Genomic DNA, 21887 nt, shown 5'->3' with positions numbered 1-21887 from the left:
GTGGCTTCCCGTGCTGTCGCGCTGACCCTCGGCGCTGCGTTCCCGCAGCCGTCCGCGCCCCCCGCACCGGCCTCCGCCGGACCACCGCACCGCGTCCCGATCCCCTGATCCACGCTGTGGTTGCGGAGTCTTGCTGTGCCCTTTTCCCTCTACCTGCTCGGCCTCGCCGTCTTCGCGCAAGGAACCTCCGAGTTCATGCTGTCCGGCCTGATCCCGGACATCGCGCGTGACCTGGCCGTACCCATCCCCGCCGCGGGCCATCTGACGTCGGCGTTCGCCCTCGGCATGGTCGTCGGCGCGCCGCTGATGGCCGCCCTGAGCCGGCGCTTCGCCCGCCGGAGCGCCCTCCTGGTCTTCTTGACCGCCTTCCTGCTCGTGCACGTCGTCGGCGCGCTCACCACGAGCTTCGCCGTGCTGCTCGCGACCCGCGTCATCGGCGCCCTCGCCAACGCCGGGTTCCTCGCCGTCGCCCTCGTCACCGCCACGAGCATGGTCGGGCCCGACGCCAAGGGGCGCGCCACGTCGGCGCTGCTCGGCGGTGTCACCGTCGCCTGCGTCGCGGGCGTGCCCGCGGGCGCGCTGCTCGGCGAAGTGTGGGGCTGGCGCTCCGCGTTCTGGGCCGTGGCCCTGCTCTCCCTGCCCGCCGTCCTCGCCATCACCCTGGCGGTGCCCGCGGGGAAACCGGCCGCCGACGGACCCGGCGTGCTCGGTGAGCTGCGGGCGCTGCGCGCTCCGCGGCTCCAAGTGACGCTGCTGCTCGGCGCGCTGGTCAACGGCGCGACGTTCTGCACGTTCACCTATCTCGCGCCGCTGGTCACCCACGTCACGGGCCTCGGCCCGTCCTGGGTGCCTGTCGTGCTCGCGCTGTTCGGGATCGGCTCCTTCGCCGGGGTCGCGGCCGGCGGTCGCGTCGCCGACGTACGGCCCGTGCCGCTCCTGGTGGCCGGCTCGCTCGCGCTGCTCGCCGGCTGGGTCCTGTTCGCGGTGACCGCCGCCGCTCCGGTGGCAGCGGTCGCGCTGGTCCCGGTCCAGGGGGCGCTGTCGTTCGCGGTCGGCTCGACGCTCATCTCGCAGGCGCTGTACGCGGCGTCCGACGCGCCCCAGCTCGCGGGCGGGTTCGCCACGGCCGCCTTCAACGTGGGCGGCGCGGCGGGACCGTGGCTCGGCGGCCTGGCGATCTCCGCGGGGCTCGGCTACCGCTCCCCGCTCTGGCTCAGCGCTCTCCTGGTGACGGCGGCCCTGGTCACCGGCGCGGTCGCGCTCGGCCTGCGCCGCGCGGCTCCCGCCCCGGACCGGTCGCCCGCCGGTTCATAGGCGGTACCGGCGGCTTCGGCGCCCCGCTCGGCCGGGCGTTCCCTCGTTTCGGGGAAGCGCCCGGTGCGCTGACGCCCGGGCCGGGCCGCGGCTGGGACCCTGCCCCCATGGCGCAGTCGGAACGAATCGCAGAGTTCAGGGCCTCGTCGTACGGGGTCGACGGCGTGGCGGCGCGGATGCGGGCGCTCGGTGACGACTGGCCGCCGCGCGACGGAGTGGCCGTCTTCAACCGCGTCTATCTGTCGGTGACCGAGGAGGTCGCCCGCCACCTCGGCCACGGCGTCTTCCCCGACGCCCGCTCCGCGGTCACCCTGAACGTCTGTTTCGCCGAGCGCTACTTCGCGGCCGTCGAGGCGGCGGCAGACGGGCGCCGACCGCCCGCCTGCTGGCGCCCGCTGTTCCAGTACCGCCGCCATCCGGGCGTACTGCCCCTGCAGTTCGCCCTCGCGGGCATCAACGCTCACATCGGCCACGACCTGGCGTTCGCCCTCGTGGACGCCTGCCACCTGCTCGGCTGCGAACCGGCCGATCTGGAGGACGAGTTCGACCGCGTGGGAGATGTACTCGTCGCCCTGGAGGAGCACATCCGCGAAGAGCTGATGCCGGGCCCCGATCTGCTCCAGGTCGGCGACCCGCTGACGCATCTGGCCGGTTCATGGAGCCTGGAGCGCGCCAGGGACGGCGCGTGGGCGTCGGGGCGGGCCCTGTGGGCGCTGCGCGAGCTGCCCGGCGTCGCCGAGGAGTTCGGGGAGCGGCTCGACGGGGCGGTTGGTCTGGTGGGGCGGATCCTGCTGACACCGCTGCCGGACTGAGCCTGCGCCGCCCGCCACCGGCCGCCGGACCCACCGGCCCGTTCCAGCCATGTCCGACGCCGCTCCCCGGCAGTCCCCGGGCAACTCCCGCACGATCGTTGTACGTTGAAATGACCGACCCCGACGCGAAGGAGCAAGCGCCATGGCGACCCGACTCGGACTGAGTCTTCCGCAGGGCAGGCAGTACGCCATCGGCCGGGACGTCCCCACGGTGGCCCGGGCCGCCGAGGACATCGGTTACGAGAGCCTGTGGGTCTTCGAGCGCATCCTCCGCCCCGACCCGCCCACCCAGGGCCTCTACGGGATCCCGGGCCTGGCCTGGCCGGACTCGTACCGCTCGGTCGCCGACCCCCTCGTCACCCTGACGCTCGCCGCCGCGGCCACCGAACGCGCCCGCGTCGGCACCAGCGTGCTGGTCGCCCCGCTGCACGTGCCGTTCCAACTCGCCCGCTCGCTGGCATCGTTGGACGCGGCGAGCGGCGGCCGCGTCGTCGCGGGGCTCGGCACGGGCTGGTCCCACGACGAGTACGCGGCCGCCTCGGTCGCCCCCTTCGAGCGGCGCGGCAAGGTCCTGGACGAGCTGATCGACGTCTGCCACGCGGTGTGGGGCCCGGACCCGGTGGCGTACGAGGGTGAGCTGACGACCATCGTGCCCTCCGCGGTGGGCCCGAAGCCGGTCCGCCCGATCCCGATCCTGCTGCCCGCGGGCAGCCCGCGCGCCCTGCGCAGGCTCGTGGACCGTGCCGACGGCTGGATGCCGGTGGGCACGGGCGCGGAGAAGCTCGCCGAGCAGGCGCAGGCACTGAAGGAACTGGCCGCCGAGCGAGGCCGCACCGCGCCGCTCCACAACGTCATGCGGGCCAACACGCGGTACACGAAGAAGCCGTACGAGGGCGAGCGCCGCGCCCCCTTCCAGGGCAGCGTGGCCCAGATCGTCGAGGACCTGGAGGCCCACGTCTCGACGGGCGCCGTGGAGGAGGTCCTGATCGAACTCCAGAGCAGCACGAGGGACGCGGAGGAGCTGAAGGACCTGGCGGCGGAGGTGTACGAGGCGGCGAGGGCGGCGGGGCTGTAAGACAGCCGCCCCGAAGGGGCGCGGCCATAGGGGCGCGGGGAATTGCGCGACCAGCCACAACCGGCCGACAAATTCCCCGCACCCCAGGTGGAACGGCGCTGTCAGTCCTCGGGCAACTCGACGGGAGCAATCTCGTCGTACACGTCCCCGGGCCCGGGGTTGGTCGCATCAGTGGCCCCACCGAAGTGGTGCATGACACCCCACACCGCGTTCAGCGCGGTCTGCACCGCACCCTCGGCCCACCCCGCCGTCCAGGAGATGTCGTCCCCGGCGAGGAAGATCCCCCGCTTGTCCTCGGGCAGCGACTCCTGCATGAAGTGCGTGAACAGCCGCCGCTGGTAGCGGTAGTGCCCCGGCAGGTTCGCCTTGAACGCGCCCATGAAGTAGGGCTCGTTCTCCCACGACACGGTCACCGGGTTGCCGATGATGTGCTTGCGGATGTCGACCTTGGGATAGATCTCGCCGAGCGACTTGAGCATGACCTCCATGCGCTCGTTCGCCGACAGCGGCAGCCACTTCAGGCTGTCGTCGCACCAGGTGTAGGAGAGGCAGATGACGGCGGGCTTGTCCGGTCCGTCGTCGAGCAGGTAGGTGCCGCGCGTCATGCGGTCGGTGAGCGTCATCGACATGACGTCACGGCCGGTCTCCTCGTCCTTGTCCAGCCAGAAGGGCCGGTCCACCGGTACGAAGAGCTTCGAGGACTCCATGTAGTGGGTCCGCTCCATCGCCGTCCAGTGGTCGATGGGGAAGAGCGTGTCGTCGCACGCGATCTTGGAGAGCAGCAGCCAGGACTGGGCGGTGAAGATCGCCGCCTGGTAGGTACGGATGTCGCCCGAGGCGTCGGTGACGGTGACGCGGTTGCCCGCGGTGCGGTCGAGCCGGGTCACGGCGGGCTTCGGCAGACCGCCCTCGTGCAGCGAGCTCAGCGAGGTGCCGGGCTCCCAGTGCACGATCTTCTGCGGCTCACGGTCCCACAGGCGCAGCGGCAGCTGCTGGCTGCCGCCGACGATGCCGCGGTGGTGGTCGTCGGCCTCGGTGTAGACGACGCGCAGGATCTCCAGGATGGAGTTCGGGAAGTCGGTGTCCCAGCCGCCGGTGCCGAAGCCGACCTGGCCGAAGATCTCGCGGTGCCGGAAGGACTTGAAGGCCTCGGACTCGCAGAGGAAGCCGTAGAAGGTCTGGTTGTCGAGCTTCTCGACGAGCCTGGACCAGATCTCGCGGATCTTCGGCACGTCGCGCTCGCGCAGGGCGCGGTTCATGTCGGAGAAGTCGGCGCCCTCCTCCAGGCAGTCGTTCCACGCCTTCGCCACGTCGCGGTAGACCTGCGGCAGGTCGGCGACGGTCTCGGCGTAGTGCGACTCGCCCTTGAGGTCGACGACCGTGGAGGGCGTCGACTCGGCGAGCGGGTTGGGGAACGGCTGGGTCTTGAGGCCCACCAGGTCGATGTAGTGCTGCAGCGCCGTCGAGGACGGCGGGAAGCGCATGGCGCCCATCTCGGCGGTGAGGTCGCCGTCACAGCCCTCGAAGCCGACCGTCCGCAGCCGGCCGCCGATCTGGTCGGCCTCGTAGACGACGGGCTTCAGGCCCATCTTCATCAGCTCGTACGCGGCGATGATGCCGGACAGACCGCCGCCGATGACGGCGACCTCGGTGCCGTGCTCGGTCGCGGGTATCTGGCCGAGGCCCGCCGGGTGGGCGAGGAAATCGTCGTACGCGTACGGGAAGTCCGGACCGAACATGGTGATCGGCGGCTGGGCGTCGGTGTGCTGGATGGCTGTGGGCACCGTGGACGTCATGGGGTACGGACTCCTTGCGGGGAACTGAGGCAGAAAGCTGGGGGCGGCCTGGGGGAAGGCTTCAGACGAGGGACGCGTACAGGCCGGGGCGGCGGTCGCGCAGGTACGGGTTGGTCGCGCGGGAGGAGCGCAGGAACTCGGGGTCGACGTCGCCGAGGACGAGCTCCTCGCCGCGGCCCGCGCGGGCCCGGGTCACGCCGTCGGGCCCGGCCAGCGTGGAGAGCCCGACGAACTCGAACTCTCCCTCGGGGCCGACCCGGTTCACGTACGCGACGTACATCTGGTTCTCGAAGGCGCGCACCGGCACGACGGACTCGGCGACGAACTGGAAGGGGTGCATCTGCGCCGTGGGAACCACGAGCAGGTCGGTGCCCGCGAGGGCGTGGGCACGGACGTTCTCCGGGAACTCCACGTCGTAGCAGATCATGAGACCCACCCGGACGCCGTCCAGCTCGGCCTGCACGACGGCCTGTTCACCCGGGGTGAAGGAGTCGCGCTCGAAGCCGCCGAAGAGGTGGGTCTTGCGGTAGTTCGCGAGGCGGGCCCCGTCCGGGCCGATCAGCTGGACGGAGTTGAAGACGAGGTCGCCCTCGCGCTCCGGGTAGCCGTAGGCGATGGCGGTGCCGTGCCGGGCCGCGATCTCGGCGAGGGCCTTCGCGGAGTCCCCGTCGGCGGGCTCGGCGAGCCGGGCGATGCCGTCGCCGATCGCGTACCCGGTGAGGAACAGCTCGGGCGCCACGAGCAGCCTGGCGCCCGCGGCGGCGGCACGCTCGGCGGCCCGGTCCAGCGCCGTGAGGTTCTCGGCGACGGATCCGAGCCGCCCCGAACTCTGGAGCAGGGCGGTGCGCAGCGCAGGCATGGCGGAACCTCAATGCGTACGGAGGGGAAGGCGGGGTCGATATGACGGTACGGTCGGCCCCCATACCCGGACAAGGCGCGACCGTTGCGGGCTACTGCGCGATCCGTTGCGCGTGAGGACCGTGTGACGACGATTCATTGCGCAACGACTTGAACCCCAGCACCGGGAACCGGCGCGCCCCCCCGGGCACGGGGAGTGCCGCAGCTCAGGGGCGCGGGGAACGGCGCACTTCAGGGGCGCGGGGAACGGCGCAGCTCAGGCCCGCAGGACACAGCGCAGCGAAGAGCCGCGAGGCACGGCGCAGCTCAGGGGCGCGAGGAACTGCGCGAGCAACCACACGAAACCCGCACCCAAAAGACGACCCCACCCGCCCCACCCCGAAGGGCTACGCAGGCGACCCGGAAGAAAACCTACGCATCAACGGCGAAAGCACCAGAACGGACTTCGTCCGCTCCACGAACGGCTCCCCCGCAATCCGCTCGAGCACCCGCTCAAAATGCCGCATGTCCGCGGCAAAGACCTGGACGATCGCATCCGCGTCCCCCGTCACCGTGGACGCGGACGCGATCTCCGGATACCGCTCGAGGCCCCGCTGAATCGCCTCGGGCGACGTGTTCCGGCGACAGTAGATCTCGATGAACCCCTCGGTCTCCCAGCCCAGCGCCGCCGGATCCACCCGCACGGTGAATCCGGTGATGGCACCCGTGGCCCGCAGCCGGTCCACGCGCCGCTTCACGGCGGGCGCGGAGAGTCCGACCAGCTGGCCGATGTCGGCGTAGGAACGGCGGGCGTCCTCGGCGAGGGCGTGCACGATGCGTTCGTCGAGATCGTTCAGTCGCACGGGGGGTGGATCACTTTTCTGCTGTGGCCAATCGGGAGCGGCTCATGCCGTACAGGAAGTAGAACACGAGGCCGACGGCCATCCAGACACCGAACACGACCCACGTGACGGAGTCGAGACTGAACATGTTGTACGCGCAGAAGCCGAAGCCGAGCACCGGGAAGAGCCAGCCGAGCGGCACCCGGAACGTGCGCGGCATGTCGGGGCGGGTGCGGCGCAGCACGATGACGGCGATGTTGACCAGGCCGAAGGCGAAGAGCGTGCCGATGCTGGTGGCGTCGACGAGCTTGCCGAGCGGGATGACGGAGGCGAGCGCGCCGCAGAACAGCGACACGATGACCGTGTTGACCCGCGGCGTGCCGGTCTTCTTGCTGACCCGGCCGAAGACCTGGGGGACGAGGCCGTCGCGGGACATGGCGAACAGGACACGGGTCTGGCCGTAGAGAACGGTCAGGACGACCGACGCGATGGAGATGACCGCGCCGGCGGCGAGGATCGTGCCCCACATGCTTTGACCCGTGACGTCGTTCATGATCGCGGCGAGCGTGGCCTCGGAGCCCTCGAAGTCCTTCCAGTTCCAGGCGCCGACGGCGACCGCGGCGACCAGCACGTAGAGGGCCGTGACGATGACCAGCGAGAGCATGATCGCGCGGGGCAGGTCGCGCTGCGGGTTCTTCGCCTCCTCACCGGCGGTGGAGGCGGCGTCGAAGCCGATGTAGGAGAAGAACAGACTCGCGGCGGCGGCGCTGACGCCCGCCGTGCCGAGCGGCATGAAGTCGGAGTAGTTGCCGGACTTGAAGCCCATGAAGCCGATGGCGCAGAAGAGCGCGAGCGCGACGATCTTCACGATGACCATGATCGTGTTGGCCGTCGCCGACTCCTTGGCGCCGCCGAGCAGGAACACCATGGCGAGCAGCACGACGACGAGGCCGGGCAGGTTGATGATCGCGCCGTCGACCTCGCCGGGCGCCGCGGAGAGCGCGTCGGGGATCGTGACGCCGATGGTCCCGTCGAGCAGCTCGTTGAGGTACTCGCCCCAGCCCACCGCGACCGCGGCGACCGAGACCCCGTACTCCAGGACCAGGCACCAGCCGCACACCCAGGCGATGAGTTCGCCCATCGTTGCGTACGCGTACGAATAGGAGGAGCCGGCGACCGGGATGGAGCCGGCCAGTTCGGCGTACGAGAGCGCCGAGAACAGGGCGGTGAGTCCGGCGATGACGAAGGAGATCGTCACGGCGGGACCGGCCTTGGGGACGCTCTCGCCGAGGACGACGAAGATGCCGGTGCCGAGCGTGGCACCGATGCTGATCATGGTCAGCTGCCACATGCCGAGGGAGCGCCGCAGCGAGCCACCCTCACCCTGGCCACCCTCCGCGACCAGGCTTTCGACCGGCTTGCGCCGCATCAGGCGGCTGCCGAGGCCAGGGTTGCCCGGGGGGCGTGGGCGGTTCTGCGGGGGTGCGCCTTGGTCGAGCACGCGCTGGCTCCTTCATCGCTGCCGGTCAGGGCGGCGAGGACTCATGGCACCCGCGCTAGGAGACGGGAACCACCGAGCAGGCAGTCCCCGCCACACCACGTACGACGCCTGACTCTAGAGTCCACGCCTTCCCAACCGTAATGCAGCAACCTTGCGTACCGGCGAATGATCATTGCGCACTTCCGTCATATACGTGTCTTCGTTGCGCCGTCCGTTTCGTCCGTTGCGTTCCGAGGGTCCGTGAGGGTGGTTGACACTTCGTCAGATCTCCCTCATCGTGCTCCCCGGTCGAGAGGGAGGCACAGGCCATGGACCTCGATGTGCTGTACGAGATCGACGTTCCGAAGCCCTGGGACGGACCCCATCCGCACGGCCAGCGCGCCGCCGAGCAGCGCGCCTACCGCGAGGCCGTGGAGCAGATCAGGCTCGCGGACCGGGTCGGCTTCCGCACCGTCTGGGCCGTCGAGCACCACTTCCGCGAGGGCCGCTCGCACTGCCCGGCCCCCGAGGTCCTGCTCGGCCACCTCGCCGCCCTGACCGAGCGGATCCGCCTCGGCTTCGGCGTCACCCTCACCCCGTTCGGCTTCACTCCCCCACAGCGGATCGCCGAGAAGGTGGCGGTCGTGGACGTGCTCTCGGACGGCAGGGTGGAGTGGGGCACGGGCCGCTCGACCCCCATGGAGCAGACGGCCTTCGGCGTCGACCGCGAGCAGTCGCGGGCGGACTGGCGCGAGGCCATCTCGATCGTGACGGGCATGTGGCGCGAGGAGTACTTCGCCTACGCGTCCGAGCGGTTCACCTTCCCCCGGCGGATGGTCACCCCCAAGCCCGTCCAGGACCCGCATCCCCCCTGCTGGATGGCCGCCACGTCGCCGGGCTCGGCGGAGGTGGCGGGCGCGGCGGGCCTCGGCCTGCTCTCCTTCTCGATCATGCAGCCCCTGGAGGCGATGGCCCGGCAGGTCGCCGCCTACCGCGCCGCCGCCCGCACCCCCACCCCGCACACGGACGTCACCACGGACCGCGTCAGCGCGTACACGCTGGTACACGTGGCGGACCGCCCCTCCCGCCGGGTCTGGGACTCGGTCGCCTGGTGGTACCGGAACCTCGCCCAGTTCACGCTCGACTGGGAACTGCCGCACCTGACCCCCGAGGAGCGCGAGCGGACCTTCCCCCTGCTCACCCCGATCATCGAGGGCAACGCCCCCGTCGAGGAGTTCAACGACGGCGACATGATCCTCATCGGCGACGCGGAGACCGTCGTGCGCAAGGCCAAGCGCTACGCCGACCTCGGCGTGGACCAGCTCATCTGTTACGTCCAGTGGGGCTACCTGGAGCACCGGGAGATCCTGCGCACGATCGAGATCCTCGGCAAGGAAGTCATCCCGGAACTGGCGGCGTACCGGCCCCGGCGGACGGCGCCGTGAGCGAGCCCCTGGCCCACCGAAGCCCCCTCGACACCTCCCCCGTCCCCGACTACGCGGCCCTGCACCGCCTGGACGGCCGCACCTTCGTCCTGCTCGGCGCGGGCAACGGCATCGGCCGCCAGACGGCACACGCCCTCACGGCTGCGGGCGCGCGGGTCCTGTGCGTGGACCTCGACGAGGACCGCGCCGAGGCGGTCGCGGCGGAGACGGGCGGCGTCGCGTACGGGGCCGACGTGACGCGGCGCGACGACGTGCGGGAGCTGTTCGCCGTCGCGCGCCGGGAGCCGGGCGGGATCGGCGGCGTCGTCGACATCGTGGGCATGGCCCGCTACGCACCGCTGGACGAGCTGGACGACGCGTCCTGGGACTGGCACTTCTCCCTGGTCCTGCGGCACGCCTGGTTCGCGGTCCAGTACGGCGGCGAGGCGCTCGCGGCGGCCGGTGGCGGCCCCCTGGTCTTCGTCGCGTCGGTCTCCGGCCTGACGGCGGCCCCTCGGCACGCGGCGTACGGCGCGGCCAAGGCGGGCCTGATCTCGCTGGTCCGCTCGGCGGCGGTGGAGTACGGCCCGCGGGGCGTCCGCGTGAACGCGGTGGCGCCGGGCGTGGTGTGGACCCCGCGCGTCGCGGGTCTGCTCGGCGAGGAGGGCCGCGGGCGCAACGCCCGCAACGCGCCCCTCGGCCGGGTCGCGGAGACCTCGGACATCGCCTCCGCCCTGCTCTTCTTCGCCTCGCCGCTCTCCTCGTACGTCACCGGGCAGACGCTCGTCGTGGACGGCGGGGTCGGCGTGAAGTTCCCGTACCCCACGCTCGGCGAGGCGCGGTGAGGGAGTTCGTGCGGGGTGCGCCCTGGTGGACCGAGGACGGCCAGGTGGTGCGCGCCGACCCCGTCGACCGCGCACGCCTCCCCGGGGACACGTGGGACCGGGCGGGCCTGCCCGCGGGCGTACGCCTTGAGTTCACGGCACGCGGGGTGAGCGCGGTGGAGGTCGCGTACACCGCGTCGCCTCCCGCCGAGGCGGACGCGTACCGCGGCGCGCCCCCGGTGTTCACCCTGCTCGCGGGCGAGGACGCGTCCGACACACCCGCGTCCCCCGGCGAACACCGGGCACGCGTCCATCTCCCGCTCCCCGACGGGGACTTCACCCTGCACCTGCCCGAGACACTGCGGCCCGCCCTGCACGACGTGCGTCCGGTGAGCGGCACCCTGAGCCCAGCCGCTCCCCGGCCGCGCTGGCTCGTCTACGGCGACTCGATCACGGAGGGCTGGTCGGCCTCGCGGCCCCATCTGGCCTGGCCCTCGTCGGCGGGACGCGCCCTCGGGGTGGAGACGGTCAACCTCGGCTACGCGGGCGCGGCGCGCGGGGAGGCGGCATCGGCCCAGCAACTCGCCTCACTGGACGCCGACTTGATCACCCTGGCCTTCGGCACGAACTGCTGGTCGCGTACGCCGCATTCGGCGCGGCTGCTGTACGAGACGACGCGGGCGTTCCTCGACCTGGTGCGGCTGGGTCACCCGGGCACACCGCTCCTGATCGTCTCCCCCGTGGTCCGCCCGGACGCCGAGGCGGTGCCGAACCCGCTCGGCGCCACACTGCGGGACCTGCGGACCGCCGTGGAACGGGCGGCCCTGGACGCAGGGGCGGATCTGCTGCCGGGCGGCGGCCTGCTGGACGCGAGGCATCTGGTGGACGGGGTGCATCCGGGCGACGCGGGCCACGCGGTCCTCGCGGCGGCAGTGGCGTCAGCGCTGCGGAAGGTACTCCCCCGGCGTCACGCCTGAGCCGCTTCGTCATAGGCCTCGCGGGCGGCCGCGATGGCCGGGCGGTGGTCGATGGACCAGTCGGCGAGGGCTTTGACGAGGTGGGTGAGGCTGTGGCCCAGCTCGGTCAGCTCGTACTCGACCTGCGGCGGAATCGTCGGGTACACCGTGCGCCTGACCAGGCCGTCGCGCTCCAGGCGCCGCACGGTGAGGGTGAGCATGCGCTGCGAGATGCCGCCGTGGATCCGGCGCTGCAGCTCCTTGAAGCGCAGGACGCCCGAGGCGAGTTCGACCACGACGTACACGGACCACTTGTCGCCGAGCCGGTCGAGGACGTCCCGCACACCGCACTCGTCCTGCGGGGTCTCGCAACTGATCACCGGTCCGGGAGCGGCCGGGGTGGTTACCGCGGTGTGCCCTACTGACATCAGAGTGCCTCCTTATGCGCACGCGTCGCGCCGATCACCATGGTCACAGGCCCGGTCACCCGGCCCCGCCCGGACGGCGGGCACGACCACTCACCACGGGGGAACTTTCCCATGCTCATGATCACCGGCGCCACGGGCGCCCTCGGCACGCTCGTCGCCGCCCGCCTCGCGGACCGCGACGACGTCGTCCTCGGCACCCGCGCCCCCGCCCCCGGGGGCAGGCGCATCGACTTCGACGACCCGGACTCCCTGGACTTCACCGGCGTGGACACGCTCCTGGTCATCTCCGCGGGGGCGGCCGAGGACGACGTGGTCATCGCCCGCCACGACGCCGTGATCTCCGCGGCGGAGAAGGCGGGCGTCGGCCACCTCGTCTACACCAGCCTGAGCGGCGACGGCGACCATCTGACGTACGCGCTGGCCCACCGCTGGACCGAACGCAGGCTGCACGGCTCCTCGCTGAACTGGACGGTCCTGCGCAACGGCCTGTACGCGGAGTTCCTCGCGGCGATCGCCGCGCCCGGACCCGACGGGACCATCGCGGCGCCCCTGGGCGCGGGCCGCCTCGCCGCCGTGGCACGCGAAGACCTGGCCGAGGTCGCGGTGCGGGTGGCGACGGACCCGGCCCCCCACGCGGGCCGCACCTACGAACTGGTCGGCGAACACGCCCTGGGCGGCGCCGACCTGGCCGCCGCCACCGGCGGCACGTACGAACCCGCCACCCTCACCGCCACCCGCAAGACCCTCACCGAAGCCGGCGAGGCCCTGCCCTTCCAGGTCCCGATGCTCATGAGCACGTACGCGGCGATAGCGGGCGGCTTCCTGGACGGCACGACACTCACCAAGCAGGGATCACTCCGAGCCCTACTGAACAGAGCCCCCCACTCACCCATCAACGCATACAAAACAGCACTGCAAACCACCTAGGGGCGCGGGGAACTGCGCAATCTTTCGGGGCGCGGGGAACTGCGCAGGTCTTTCAGGGGCGCGGGGAACTGCGCAGTCTTTAAGGGGCGCGGGGAACTGCGCGACAAGCCACAACCGCCCCGCAGCCGAACAAGCAACCCAAGCCCCGCCCCGCCCCGCCCCCCAAGAGAACCCGCTAGCTCCAGCTGGCGTGAAGCGGCTTGCCCTCCGCATAGCCCGCCGCACTCTGCACCCCCACAGTCGCCCGCTCCGCGAACTCCGCGAGCGACCCCGCACCCGCGTACGTGCAGGAGGACCGGACACCCGCGATGATCGAGTCGATCAGGTCCTCGACGCCCGGACGGGCCGGGTCGAGGAACATGCGCGAGGTGGAGATGCCCTCCTCGAAGAGCGCCTTGCGGGCCCGGTCGTACGCCGACTCCTCGCTCGTGCGGTTGCGCACCGCGCGGGCGGAGGCCATGCCGAACGACTCCTTGTAGAGGCGGCCGTTGGCGTCCTGCTGGAGGTCGCCGGGGGACTCGTAGGTCCCGGCGAACCACGAACCGACCATGACGTTCGAGGCGCCGGCGGCCAGCGCCATGGCGACGTCGCGCGGGTGACGGACACCGCCGTCGGCCCACACGTGCTTGCCGAACTTCTTGGCCTCCTCGGCGCATTCGAGCACCGCGGAGAACTGCGGCCGGCCGACGCCGGTCATCATGCGCGTGGTGCACATGGCGCCGGGGCCCACGCCGACCTTGATGATGTCCGCGCCGGCCTCGATCAGGTCGCGCACGCCCTCGGCGGCGACGATGTTGCCCGCGACGATCGGGACCTGCGGGTCGAGTCCGCGCACGGCCTTGACCGCGGCGATCATCGACTCCTGGTGGCCGTGCGCGGTGTCGACGACGAGCGTGTCGACGCCCGCGTCGAGGAGCTGCTTGGCCTTGCCCGCCACGTCGCCGTTGATGCCGACGGCGGCGGCGATGCGCAGCCCGCCGTTGGCGTCGACGGCGGGGGTGTAGAGCGTCGCGCGCAGGGCGCCCGTGCGGGTCAGGATGCCGGCGAGGCGGCCGTCCTTGTCCACGGCCGGGGCGTACCTGCGGTTGGCGCCGTCCAGCTTGTTGAAGGCGTCGCGCGGGTCGATGTCGGCGTCCAGGAGCAGCAGGTCCTTGGACATGACCTCGGAGAGCTGCGTGAAGCGGTCGACGCCGCTGAGGTCGGTGTCCGTGACGACGCCGACGGGCTTCTGGTCGGCGTCGACGACGACACCGGCGTTGTGCGCGCGCTTGGGCAGCAGCGCGAGAGCGTCCGCGACGGTCTGCGAGGGGGCCAGGACGATCGGGGTGTCCAGGACGTGGTGGCGCGTCTTGACCCAGGAGACGACGTCGGTGACGACCTCGATCGGGATGTCCTGGGGGATGACGACGATGCCTCCCCGGCGGGCGACGGTCTCGGCCATGCGGCGGCCGGCGATCGCGGTCATGTTGGCGACGACCAGCGGGATCGTGGTGCCGGTGCCGTCGGGCGAGGACAGGTCGACGCCCTGGCGCGAGCCGACGGCGGAGCGCCTCGGGACCATGAAGACGTCGTCGTACGTCAGGTCGTACGCAGGCTGGATGTCATTGAGGAAGCGCACGTGCTGCTCATCCCAGTCGATCAGAGGTGGCCCCCGGACAGTTAGGCCAGGGGGAAAGCACGTACTTCATTGTCCCATGCCACCGGGGTTGTGCAGCCTGGGACGATCACCCAGGCGGGCGACGGGGACACTGGTCGGATCGTCCAAGCGGGCCGACGGAGCGGAACGCTCGGTTCAGTGATCGCGACGCTCCGTGGCCGCGGGTCCGGGCACGGTACCGGGACCGAGCGCGAGGACGATCTCCAGGCCGGTCTCCGCGCCCCGCCAGTGCTCCACCGCCGCCGCGAACACCTCCTGCACGATCTCCCACTCCCCCGGCGCCGCCCGCGCGTACTCCTGCCACCCGGAGACGACGAGCAGCCGCCCGCTCGCGCGGGGCGCCCACGACAGGTCGGTGAGGCAGTCGGCGAGGGCGTCCCAGTTCCGCCCGAACCAGTCAGGCAGACCGAGGCCCCGGGCGCACCGCTCCATGAAGGCGGTCTTGTCCACCACGCCGGACAGGGAGAGCGTCGCGGTGGTCCAGCCGGCGCCGCGTGCGGCGTCGAGCACGGGCGCGAGCGGGTCGGGTGCGCTGTCAGTACCGCCGGGCATTACCTGAGCACCGCCTTGAAGGACGCGTAGTGGTCATCGGTGTAGTAGATCTCGTCGCCGCCGCCGGTGACGATCCGCCGGGCGCCGCGGTCGCGCTCGCCCGGCGTGCGGACGGTGTACTCGTGGTAGTAGCCGCGTTCGCGCCGCGGCAGTTCCCGCTCGAAGTTGCCGAAGACGGTGCCGTCCTTCGCGTACGGGAAGGGGCCCCCGTCATCGATGCGCTCCAGCGTGCGCCGTGCCTCGGCGGGCAGGCGGTCGGCCCGGACGGTGGCCATGCCGTGCGCCCAGCCGGGGGCGTCCCCCGCGGTGTCGCCCGAGGAGCACCCGGCCACCAGGACGCCGAGACAGAGCAGCAGCACCCACACGACGCGGGGAACACACCGGTTCAACATGTCTCAGACCCTGCCATGGCGCCCCTTCAGGGGCGCGGGGAACCGCGCGATCGGCCCCCACGACCCGCGCGCGCTCAGCTGCCGTCCGGGTCCGCCCGGTTCAGCGCGGGCCGAGGTGCGGAACCGGCGACGAGCAGCTGGTCAGCAGCCGCCGTATCCGTCACGAGGCTGGTGACGAGCCCCGACCGGAGCACCGCGTCGATGGCCGCGGCCTTGCGCTGCCCGCCCGCGATGGCGACGACTTCCGGGATACGCCGAAGCCGGTCCGCTTCGACGGTGATGCACCGCTCCCCGAGGTCCCGCCCGACCCGACGCCCCTCGGCATCGAACAAATGGGCGGACATCTCCGCGGCGACTCCCAGCGAAGCGTAGTGCGCCCGCTCCTCGTCGCTGAGCATGTCGTGGACGGTGGAGATGCCCGGCTCCCAGGAGCCGATGGAGACGCAGGCGACCGTGACCTTGTCGAAGTACTCGAACGCGCGGGCGATGCCGGTCTGGTTGCGCAGCGCCGCCGCGGTGGCGGGGTCGGGCAGCAGCATCGGCGCGTAGATCGGGTGGGCCTCGCCGCCGGACACCTGGGCGGCGCGGCGGACGGCCTCGACCGAGCCGCGCTCGGCGGTCCCGGCGTCGTACACACCCGTCAGCTGCACGACGGTGCACGGCGGCAGCTGGTCGAGCGCGGCCGCCATGTGGATCGTGGAGCGGCCCCAGGCGAGGCCGAGCACATCGCCCTCGTTGACCAGCTCGCCGAGCAGGTCCGCCGCCACCTCGCCGAGGTTCTCGGGGTCGGGGGACTCGTCGATCTCGTCGGCGGGCGCCGGCGACTCCACGACGACGGCGTGCCGCAGGCCGTAGCGGGCGCGCAGCGCGTCCGAGCGCTCCGCGTCCAGCTCTGCGGGCACCCTGATCTCGATGCGCACGAGATCCCGCTCCAGAGCGGTCTCCAGGACCCGGGCCACCTTGAAGCGGCTGACGCCGAACTCCTCGGCGATCTGGATCTTGGACTTGCCCTCGAGGTAGAAGCGGCGGGCCATGGCCGCCGCCTGCACCAGCTCCGCGGGTCCCATCCGCATGGCTGACCGACCCGCCGACATGGCCGACACGACGCTCTCCTCACTGCTGTTCACAAACTGGGTTCGCCGTTCATCCTTGCAGATCCGGCCTAGTTGATCAGCCCTGAGGGACTGCGTTCACGTTCTGGTGGCTCAGTGGTCGCACGCCCAGGCACTTGACGCTGTCTTTGCCTCGGCTTGGGTGCGCAATGAACGTACCGCGTCTGCCGGATCCTTGGCGCCGTAGACGGCGGACCCGGCGACGAACACGTCGGCGCCCGCCTCGGCGCAGCGCTCGATGGTCTCGGCCGAGACACCGCCGTCGACCTGCAGCCACATCTCCAGACCGTGCTTGCCGATCAGGTCACGGGTGCGGCGGATCTTGGGCAGCATGATGTCCAGGAAGGACTGGCCGCCGAAGCCGGGCTCGACCGTCATGATCAGCAGCATGTCGAGCTCGGGCAGCAGGTCCTCGTACGGCTCGATGGGCGTCGCGGGCTTCAGCGCCATGGAGGCGCGGGCGCCCTTGGCGCGGATCTCGCGCGCGAGGCGGACCGGGGCGGCGGCGGCCTCCGCGTGGAAGGTGACGGAACCGGCGCCCGCCTCGATGTACTGCGGGGCCCAGCGATCGGGGTCCTCGATCATCAGGTGACAGTCCAGCGGCGTGTCCGTCGCACGGGCCAGGGACTCTACGACCGGCACCCCCAGGGTGAGGTTCGGGACGAAGTGGTTGTCCATCACGTCGACGTGGAGCCAGTCGGCGCCTTCGACGGCCTTTGCCTCCTCGGCAAGACGGGCGAAGTCCGCGGACAGGATGCTGGGGTTGATCTGCACGGCCATGCCCCAAGCCTGCCATGCCCGGCGCGCGTAGCTGACCGCAGTCCACCGCCTGGGCGGAGCGGCTCCCGCGGCCGCCCGCCCGGTGTCATGCTGGACGGTCCAGCGGCACCGCGCACGGCGAGCGGGGGGAAGCCATGGCGGACGTAGGACGGCGGGGGCGGCGCGGGGTCGCGTGGCTGGTGTGCGGGCGGCGCGCCAAGTGGCTGGTGGTGCTGTTCTGGCTGATCGTGATCATCGTCGCGGCGCCCCTGGCCCAGAAGCTCACCGACGCCCAGGAGAACGACGCGGAGTCCTGGCTGCCCGGCTCCGCGGAGTCGACCCAAGTCCTCGACGTCTCCGACGGGTTCAGGCCCGAGGCGATCCCCGCCGTCGTCGTGTACGCCCGCGAAGGCGGCCTCACCCCGGCGGACCGCACGCGGATCGCGGCGGACGTGCGCGAGGCCCGGGAGCTGCGCGGCCACGGCGTCCGCGGCGCCGAGACCCGCGGCCCCCTGTACGACCGGAAGGCGGGCGCCGAGGCCGCCCAGGTGGTCGTCCCGATCACCATGGACGCCGAGGGCTGGGAGCGCATCGGGCCCGCCGTCGACTCCATCAGGGAAGGGGTGGGCGACGGCGAGGACGGGCTGTCCGTGCACGTCACCGGGCCGGGCGGCACCGCTGCCGACTCCGCGGAGGCCTTCGAGGGCATCGACTCCACGCTGCTGCTCTCGGCGGCGGGCATCGTCGTCGTGATCCTCTTGCTCACCTACCGCAGCCCCACCCTGCTCCTCGCCCCGCTGATCGCCGTGATCACCGCACTGTTCACCGCCCAGGCCCTCGTCTATCTGCTCGCCGCGCACGCGGACCTCACCGTCAACGGCCAGAGCGCGGGCATCCTGACCGTGCTCGTCTTCGGCGCGGGGACCGATTACGCCCTCCTCCTCGTCGCTCGCTATCGCGAAGAGCTGCGCCGGCACGAGGACCGCCACGAGGCGATGGCCCTGGCCCTGCACCGGGCGGGCCCCGCGGTCCTCGCCTCGGGCGCGACCGTCGTCCTGAGCATGCTGGTGCTGCTGGCCGCCGAGATGAACTCCACGCGCGGCCTCGGCCCGGTCGCAGCGATCGGCGTCGCCGTCGGCCTCCTGGCGATGCTCTCGCTCTTCCCCGCCCTTCTGGTGATCTTCGGCAGGTGGTTCTTCTGGCCGCTGATCCCGCACGCCGGTTCCCCCGAGCCCACCGAGCGCGGCCTGTGGGCCCGCACGGGCCTGCGCATCGCCCGCCGCCCCCGGCTGATCTGGGCCGTCACGGGAGCGGCCCTCGCCCTGCTCTCGCTCGGCCTGCTGCAACTGCGGGCCGAAGGGCTCAGCAACGCCGACGCGTTCACCGACAAGCCGGAGTCGATCACCGGCCAGGAGGTGCTCGCGCGCCACTTCCCCGCGGGTTCGGGCGATCCGCTGGTGATCGTGGCGGAGAAGGCGCGCGGCGACCGGGTGCGCGAGATCGTCGCGGACACCCGGGGCGTGCAGCCAGGCAGCGTCGTCGTACCGCCGGGGACGAAGGCCGAGCACGACGGCCAGGTGCTGTTCGAGGCGACCCCGACGGACCCGTCCGACAGTGCGGCCGCCAAGCGGACCGTGGAGCGCGTGCGCGAGGCCGTCCACGGGGTCCCCGGCGCGGACGCGCGGGTGGGCGGCGGCACGGCCGCCCTGCTCGACATGGACCGCGCCACGGCCCACGACAACAAGCTGGTCATCCCACTGGTCCTCGTCGTGGTCCTGCTGATCCTCGGCGTCCTGCTGCGCGCGGTGGTCGCCCCGCTCCTGTTGATCGCCACGGTCGTCCTGTCCTTCGCTACGGCCCTGGGCCTCAGCGCCCTGGCCTTCCGCCACCTCTTCGACTACGCGGGCGAGCCGACCGACTTCCCGCTCTTCGTCTTCGTGTTCCTGGTGGCGCTCGGCATCGACTACAACATCTTCCTGTCGACCCGCATCCGCGAGGAGGCGGGCCGTCAGGGCACCCGCGCGGGCGTCCTGACGGGTCTTGCCGCGACCGGCGCGGTGATCACCTCGGCGGGCCTGGTCCTCGCGGGCACGTTCGCGGCGCTCGGCACGCTCCCGATGGTGGCGTTCGCCGAGATCGGCTTCGCGGTGGCGCTCGGCGTGCTGCTCGACACGTTCGTCGTACGGTCGGTCCTCGTCACGTCACTGTTCCTGGACGTGGGTCCGAAGGTCTGGTGGCCGCACTCCCTGGCACGCCACCCGGCGGACCGAGCACCCGGCTCCGACACATCCGGCCACCACCCCGACCGTCACGGCTGAAACCGGTCCGGAAAGCGGACGATTCAGGAAACCGGCGACAACGGCGTACGAAGGTCGCCAGGATGGTGGCATGAGCCAGGGGGACGCGAAACCGGTCCGTGCGTGGTCGATGACGGTGCGGGTGCCGGTGGAGCCGGTGGAAGCGGCGATGGAGGCCGACGCGTCCGACGCCGCGTCGCGGACCAGCGCGCTCGGAGTGCGCGGCCCGCTGTTCGGGGTGGCCGCGCAGCGGCGGGAGGACGGCCGGCGGTGGCGGGTGACCGTCGAGGTGACGCACGGCTGTCCGCAACAGGCCCGGGACGACCTCAACTCGCTGCTGTGGTTCCGGGCCAAGGACGACGCACGGGACAGGGCGGAGCGGCGCGCCCTGCTGGCGGCGGTGGCCCGGCTGGAGAGCGAGCGCGTCGACGAACTCACCGTGGCCGGTACCCGCTACCGCGTCGTGCGGGCCGACGAATACGCCGGTCTCGACGTGCACGGCGGCATCGAGCGGCCCCGCCCGACCGACGCACCGCACGGCACCCTCGACTGGGACCGCGGTACGAAGCCTCCGAAGATCGACGAGGGGCTGGTCCTTGACCCGGACGCCCCCGTCACCCCGGCCCAGGCCGCGGAACGGCTGGCGCTGCGCACCCTGGCCTACACCGGCTCCCGGTTCCCCGCCCCCGTACGCGCCGACGCGCACCGCGCGTTGCACACACACCCCGAGGTCCTGCTGCTGCCCGCCACGTTCGCGGTCGTGCAGCGCAGCGACGGCAGCTGGACGCCGGGCAGTGCCCTGCACGCCACCGCGCACGGCGCCCGCAAGACGCTGGACTTCTCCCTGACCTGGTGGGAGCCGCGCAACCGCGGCCTGATCCCCATGGACGCCGGCGTGGCGACCGACGCCCGCACCCTGGCCGCCGAGGGCACCGACCCCGCGGCCGCCGAGCTCGCGCTCTACGCCGAGGCCGCCGACCGGCTGCGCGCCGGACACCTGGACGAGATCGAGGTCCGGGGCACGGTCCACCGGATCGGCCGCATCCGCCGGCTGCTGCGCTGGGGCCCCGACGGACCCGAGGGCCCCCGCCCCTCCGACGTGGACAGCCACGAGCCCGGCCCGATCCACCCCGCCCTCGACGAGGACGGCACCGTCCACTTCGCCGACGAGTGACATCGCGCTCACATCTTCCGGCGCGCTCCTGGACCGGGCCCGGCTCCACCGCCCCGTATCCGAGATCAGTCCCTCGTCCGGGGTACAACAACCACACCGCATTCCCACAGCAGTCACCGCGGCGTACGTTCCCACCATGAGCATCCCCACCGAGCCCATCGGCAGCATCCCCCGACCGTCCGCTCTGCTGGAAGCCCTCACCCAGCACGCCCAAGGACAGCTCTCCGACGCCGACTTGGCGAAATTCCAGGCACAAGCCGCCGCCGACACGCTGGCACGTCTCGAGAGCATCGGCTGCCCCGTCCTCGTCGACGGCGAGCAGTCCAAGCCAAGTTTCGTCACGTACCCGCTCAGCGGCCTGGACACGCTCGCACCCGACGGCGCGGTCATCCCCTTCGCCGACGGGCACACCCGGCAACTGCCCTGCCTGACGGCCGGACCCTTCCGCTACCAGATCCACGCCGACGCCTACCTGCGCGACGCCCAGCGCCACACCGACAAGCCCGTCAAGCAGGCCGTCATCGCCCCGTCCGCCCTCAGCCTGCTCTATCCGTCCGAGCCCATCGCGGGCTACTCGCGCGAAGCGTTCCTGGCCGACCTCGTCAACGAGGCCGAGGCCGACATCCGGGGATGCCTCGACGCGGGCGCCCATGTCGTGCAACTCGACTTCACCGAGGGCCGGTTATCCCTCAAGCTGGACCCCAGCGGCGGCCTCCTGAACGATTTTATCGCCCTCAACAACCAGGTCCTGAACCGCTTCACCGCCGCCGAACGGGCCCGCATCGGCATCCACACCTGCCCCGGCGGAGACCACGACTCCACCCACAGCCTCGACGTCGACTACGCCTCGCTGCTCCCCGACCTCTTCCGGCTCCAGGCCGGCAACTTCTACCTCCAGCTGGCCAGCGAGGCCGACCCCGAGCGCGTCCTCGACGTCGTCGCCGCCCAACTGCGCCCCGACATCCGGGTGTTCATCGGTGTGACCGACCCCATCGATCCCCGCGTCGAGACCCCCGAAGAGGTACGCGACCGCATCCTGCTCGCGGCGCGACACCTTCCGGCCGGACAGCTGGGCACGTGCGACGACTGCGGCTTCTCCCCCTTCGCCGACGACACCTCCACCTCACGCGACATCGCCTTCGCCAAGATCGAGGCCCGGGTCCGCGGCACGGCCCTCGCCGCCCAACAGCTGGGCCTGTAACGAGCACCGGCGGGCCGAAACCGCTCCG

Annotated in this window: 20 protein-coding genes; 10 read left to right on the top strand and 10 right to left on the bottom strand. The window is 72.0% G+C overall.

Translation table 11 applies throughout. The features are described from left to right. Positions 1-135 precede the first annotated feature (135 nt). The 3 genes from ACZ69I_RS32695 (at position 136) to ACZ69I_RS32685 (ending at position 3201) form a co-directional block, all read left to right on the top strand. Positions 136-1314 (top strand): Cmx/CmrA family chloramphenicol efflux MFS transporter, encoded by a 1179-nt coding sequence (locus ACZ69I_RS32695; protein WP_467679484.1) that lies wholly within the window; start codon positions 136-138, stop codon positions 1312-1314. A gap of 107 nt (positions 1315-1421) precedes the next feature. Then, a complete protein-coding gene (locus ACZ69I_RS32690) occupies positions 1422-2126 on the top strand; it encodes a DUF5995 family protein (RefSeq protein ID WP_470836210.1) in 705 nt (234 codons plus the stop codon). Positions 2127-2268: 142 nt separating this feature from the next. Then, the gene (locus ACZ69I_RS32685) at positions 2269-3201 is read left to right on the top strand and encodes an LLM class F420-dependent oxidoreductase (RefSeq protein WP_467679480.1); all 933 of its coding nucleotides are present in this window, start codon (positions 2269-2271) and stop codon (positions 3199-3201) included. A gap of 101 nt (positions 3202-3302) precedes the next feature. On the opposite strand, the gene ACZ69I_RS32680 is transcribed toward ACZ69I_RS32685, so the two are convergent. The 4 genes from ACZ69I_RS32680 to ACZ69I_RS32665 all read right to left on the bottom strand — a co-directional run bounded on the left by ACZ69I_RS32680 (position 3303) and on the right by ACZ69I_RS32665 (position 8177). Further along, positions 3303-4997 carry a flavin monoamine oxidase family protein gene (locus tag ACZ69I_RS32680; protein WP_470836208.1) on the bottom strand — a complete coding sequence of 565 codons (1695 nt, stop codon included), beginning with the start codon at positions 4995-4997 and terminating at the stop codon, positions 3303-3305. A 61-nt stretch (positions 4998-5058) separates the two neighbouring features. Then, positions 5059-5856, bottom strand: a complete 798-nt coding sequence (locus ACZ69I_RS32675) for a carbon-nitrogen hydrolase family protein (protein ID WP_470836207.1) — start codon at positions 5854-5856, stop codon at positions 5059-5061. A gap of 385 nt (positions 5857-6241) precedes the next feature. Then, positions 6242-6697: an Lrp/AsnC family transcriptional regulator gene (locus tag ACZ69I_RS32670; RefSeq protein ID WP_055564807.1), complete on the bottom strand. Its 456-nt coding sequence runs from the start codon at positions 6695-6697 to the stop codon at positions 6242-6244. A 10-nt stretch (positions 6698-6707) separates the two neighbouring features. After that, positions 6708-8177: an amino acid permease gene (locus tag ACZ69I_RS32665; RefSeq protein WP_467679474.1), complete on the bottom strand. Its 1470-nt coding sequence runs from the start codon at positions 8175-8177 to the stop codon at positions 6708-6710. A gap of 308 nt (positions 8178-8485) precedes the next feature. Here ACZ69I_RS32665 and ACZ69I_RS32660 point away from each other — a divergent pair, with 308 nt between their 5' ends. Genes ACZ69I_RS32660 through ACZ69I_RS32650 form a run of 3 tightly spaced genes read left to right on the top strand, consistent with a single transcriptional unit; the run spans position 8486 to position 11381 of the window. After that, positions 8486-9601 carry an LLM class flavin-dependent oxidoreductase gene (locus ACZ69I_RS32660; protein ID WP_470836205.1) on the top strand — a complete coding sequence of 372 codons (1116 nt, stop codon included), beginning with the start codon at positions 8486-8488 and terminating at the stop codon, positions 9599-9601. Beyond that, complete coding sequence (locus ACZ69I_RS32655) at positions 9598-10425, top strand: SDR family NAD(P)-dependent oxidoreductase (protein WP_470836203.1); 828 nt, start codon at positions 9598-9600, stop codon at positions 10423-10425. The genes ACZ69I_RS32660 and ACZ69I_RS32655 overlap by 4 nt, the downstream gene beginning before the upstream one ends. 8 nt (positions 10426-10433) lie before the next feature. After that, positions 10434-11381 (top strand): GDSL-type esterase/lipase family protein, encoded by a 948-nt coding sequence (locus ACZ69I_RS32650; protein ID WP_470836201.1) that lies wholly within the window; start codon positions 10434-10436, stop codon positions 11379-11381. Here ACZ69I_RS32650 and ACZ69I_RS32645 read toward each other — a convergent pair. Beyond that, entirely contained in the window at positions 11372-11788 is a 417-nt protein-coding gene (locus tag ACZ69I_RS32645; protein ID WP_470836200.1) for a winged helix-turn-helix transcriptional regulator, read from the bottom strand. The genes ACZ69I_RS32650 and ACZ69I_RS32645 overlap by 10 nt on opposite strands. 111 nt (positions 11789-11899) lie before the next feature. Here ACZ69I_RS32645 and ACZ69I_RS32640 point away from each other — a divergent pair, with 111 nt between their 5' ends. Further along, entirely contained in the window at positions 11900-12715 is an 816-nt protein-coding gene (locus ACZ69I_RS32640) for an NAD(P)H-binding protein (RefSeq protein WP_470836199.1), read from the top strand. A gap of 175 nt (positions 12716-12890) precedes the next feature. On the opposite strand, the gene ACZ69I_RS32635 is transcribed toward ACZ69I_RS32640, so the two are convergent. The 5 genes from ACZ69I_RS32635 to rpe form a co-directional block, all read right to left on the bottom strand. Continuing rightward, positions 12891-14333: a GuaB1 family IMP dehydrogenase-related protein gene (locus tag ACZ69I_RS32635; protein WP_467679460.1), complete on the bottom strand. Its 1443-nt coding sequence runs from the start codon at positions 14331-14333 to the stop codon at positions 12891-12893. A 174-nt stretch (positions 14334-14507) separates the two neighbouring features. After that, on the bottom strand, positions 14508-14924 hold the full coding sequence (locus tag ACZ69I_RS32630; RefSeq protein WP_470836198.1) for a barstar family protein: 417 nt from the start codon (positions 14922-14924) through the stop codon (positions 14508-14510). Continuing rightward, a complete protein-coding gene (locus tag ACZ69I_RS32625; RefSeq protein ID WP_470836196.1) occupies positions 14924-15316 on the bottom strand; it encodes a guanyl-specific ribonuclease in 393 nt (130 codons plus the stop codon). The genes ACZ69I_RS32630 and ACZ69I_RS32625 overlap by 1 nt, the downstream gene beginning before the upstream one ends. A gap of 74 nt (positions 15317-15390) precedes the next feature. Next, positions 15391-16443, bottom strand: a complete 1053-nt coding sequence (locus ACZ69I_RS32620) for a sugar-binding transcriptional regulator (RefSeq protein WP_467679454.1) — start codon at positions 16441-16443, stop codon at positions 15391-15393. A 78-nt stretch (positions 16444-16521) separates the two neighbouring features. Beyond that, the gene (gene rpe / locus ACZ69I_RS32615) at positions 16522-17208 is read right to left on the bottom strand and encodes a ribulose-phosphate 3-epimerase (RefSeq protein ID WP_467679452.1); all 687 of its coding nucleotides are present in this window, start codon (positions 17206-17208) and stop codon (positions 16522-16524) included. A 134-nt stretch (positions 17209-17342) separates the two neighbouring features. Between rpe and ACZ69I_RS32610 the strand changes: the two genes are divergently transcribed. From ACZ69I_RS32610 to ACZ69I_RS32600, 3 genes are all read left to right on the top strand, one after another. After that, the gene (locus ACZ69I_RS32610) at positions 17343-19505 is read left to right on the top strand and encodes an MMPL family transporter (protein ID WP_470836194.1); all 2163 of its coding nucleotides are present in this window, start codon (positions 17343-17345) and stop codon (positions 19503-19505) included. Between the two features lie 70 nt (positions 19506-19575). Beyond that, the gene (locus ACZ69I_RS32605; protein WP_470836193.1) at positions 19576-20658 is read left to right on the top strand and encodes a DUF5954 family protein; all 1083 of its coding nucleotides are present in this window, start codon (positions 19576-19578) and stop codon (positions 20656-20658) included. Positions 20659-20794: 136 nt separating this feature from the next. Further along, positions 20795-21859 (top strand): cobalamin-independent methionine synthase II family protein, encoded by a 1065-nt coding sequence (locus ACZ69I_RS32600; RefSeq protein ID WP_470836191.1) that lies wholly within the window; start codon positions 20795-20797, stop codon positions 21857-21859. Positions 21860-21887 lie beyond the last annotated feature (28 nt).

This window comes from Streptomyces sp. NPDC036815 (genome assembly GCF_055609205.1).
This window is presented reverse-complemented; position numbering and strand designations above follow the sequence as displayed.

Bases quoted from the DNA above. Each gene is read 5' to 3' on its own strand.
- ACZ69I_RS32690 (WP_470836210.1), top strand. From the start codon at position 1,422: ATGGCGCAGTCGGAACGAATCGCAGAGTTCAGGGCCTCGTCGTACGGG.
- ACZ69I_RS32685 (WP_467679480.1), top strand. From the start codon at position 2,269: ATGGCGACCCGACTCGGACTGAGTCTTCCGCAGGGCAGGCAGTACGCC.
- ACZ69I_RS32680 (WP_470836208.1), bottom strand. From the start codon at position 4,997: ATGACGTCCACGGTGCCCACAGCCATCCAGCACACCGACGCCCAGCCG.
- ACZ69I_RS32675 (WP_470836207.1), bottom strand. From the start codon at position 5,856: ATGCCTGCGCTGCGCACCGCCCTGCTCCAGAGTTCGGGGCGGCTCGGA.
- ACZ69I_RS32660 (WP_470836205.1), top strand. From the start codon at position 8,486: ATGGACCTCGATGTGCTGTACGAGATCGACGTTCCGAAGCCCTGGGAC.
- ACZ69I_RS32645 (WP_470836200.1), bottom strand. From the start codon at position 11,788: ATGTCAGTAGGGCACACCGCGGTAACCACCCCGGCCGCTCCCGGACCG.
- ACZ69I_RS32640 (WP_470836199.1), top strand. From the start codon at position 11,900: ATGCTCATGATCACCGGCGCCACGGGCGCCCTCGGCACGCTCGTCGCC.
- ACZ69I_RS32630 (WP_470836198.1), bottom strand. From the start codon at position 14,924: ATGCCCGGCGGTACTGACAGCGCACCCGACCCGCTCGCGCCCGTGCTC.
- ACZ69I_RS32625 (WP_470836196.1), bottom strand. From the start codon at position 15,316: ATGTTGAACCGGTGTGTTCCCCGCGTCGTGTGGGTGCTGCTGCTCTGT.
- rpe (WP_467679452.1), bottom strand. From the start codon at position 17,208: ATGGCCGTGCAGATCAACCCCAGCATCCTGTCCGCGGACTTCGCCCGT.
- ACZ69I_RS32610 (WP_470836194.1), top strand. From the start codon at position 17,343: ATGGCGGACGTAGGACGGCGGGGGCGGCGCGGGGTCGCGTGGCTGGTG.
- ACZ69I_RS32605 (WP_470836193.1), top strand. From the start codon at position 19,576: ATGAGCCAGGGGGACGCGAAACCGGTCCGTGCGTGGTCGATGACGGTG.
- ACZ69I_RS32600 (WP_470836191.1), top strand. From the start codon at position 20,795: ATGAGCATCCCCACCGAGCCCATCGGCAGCATCCCCCGACCGTCCGCT.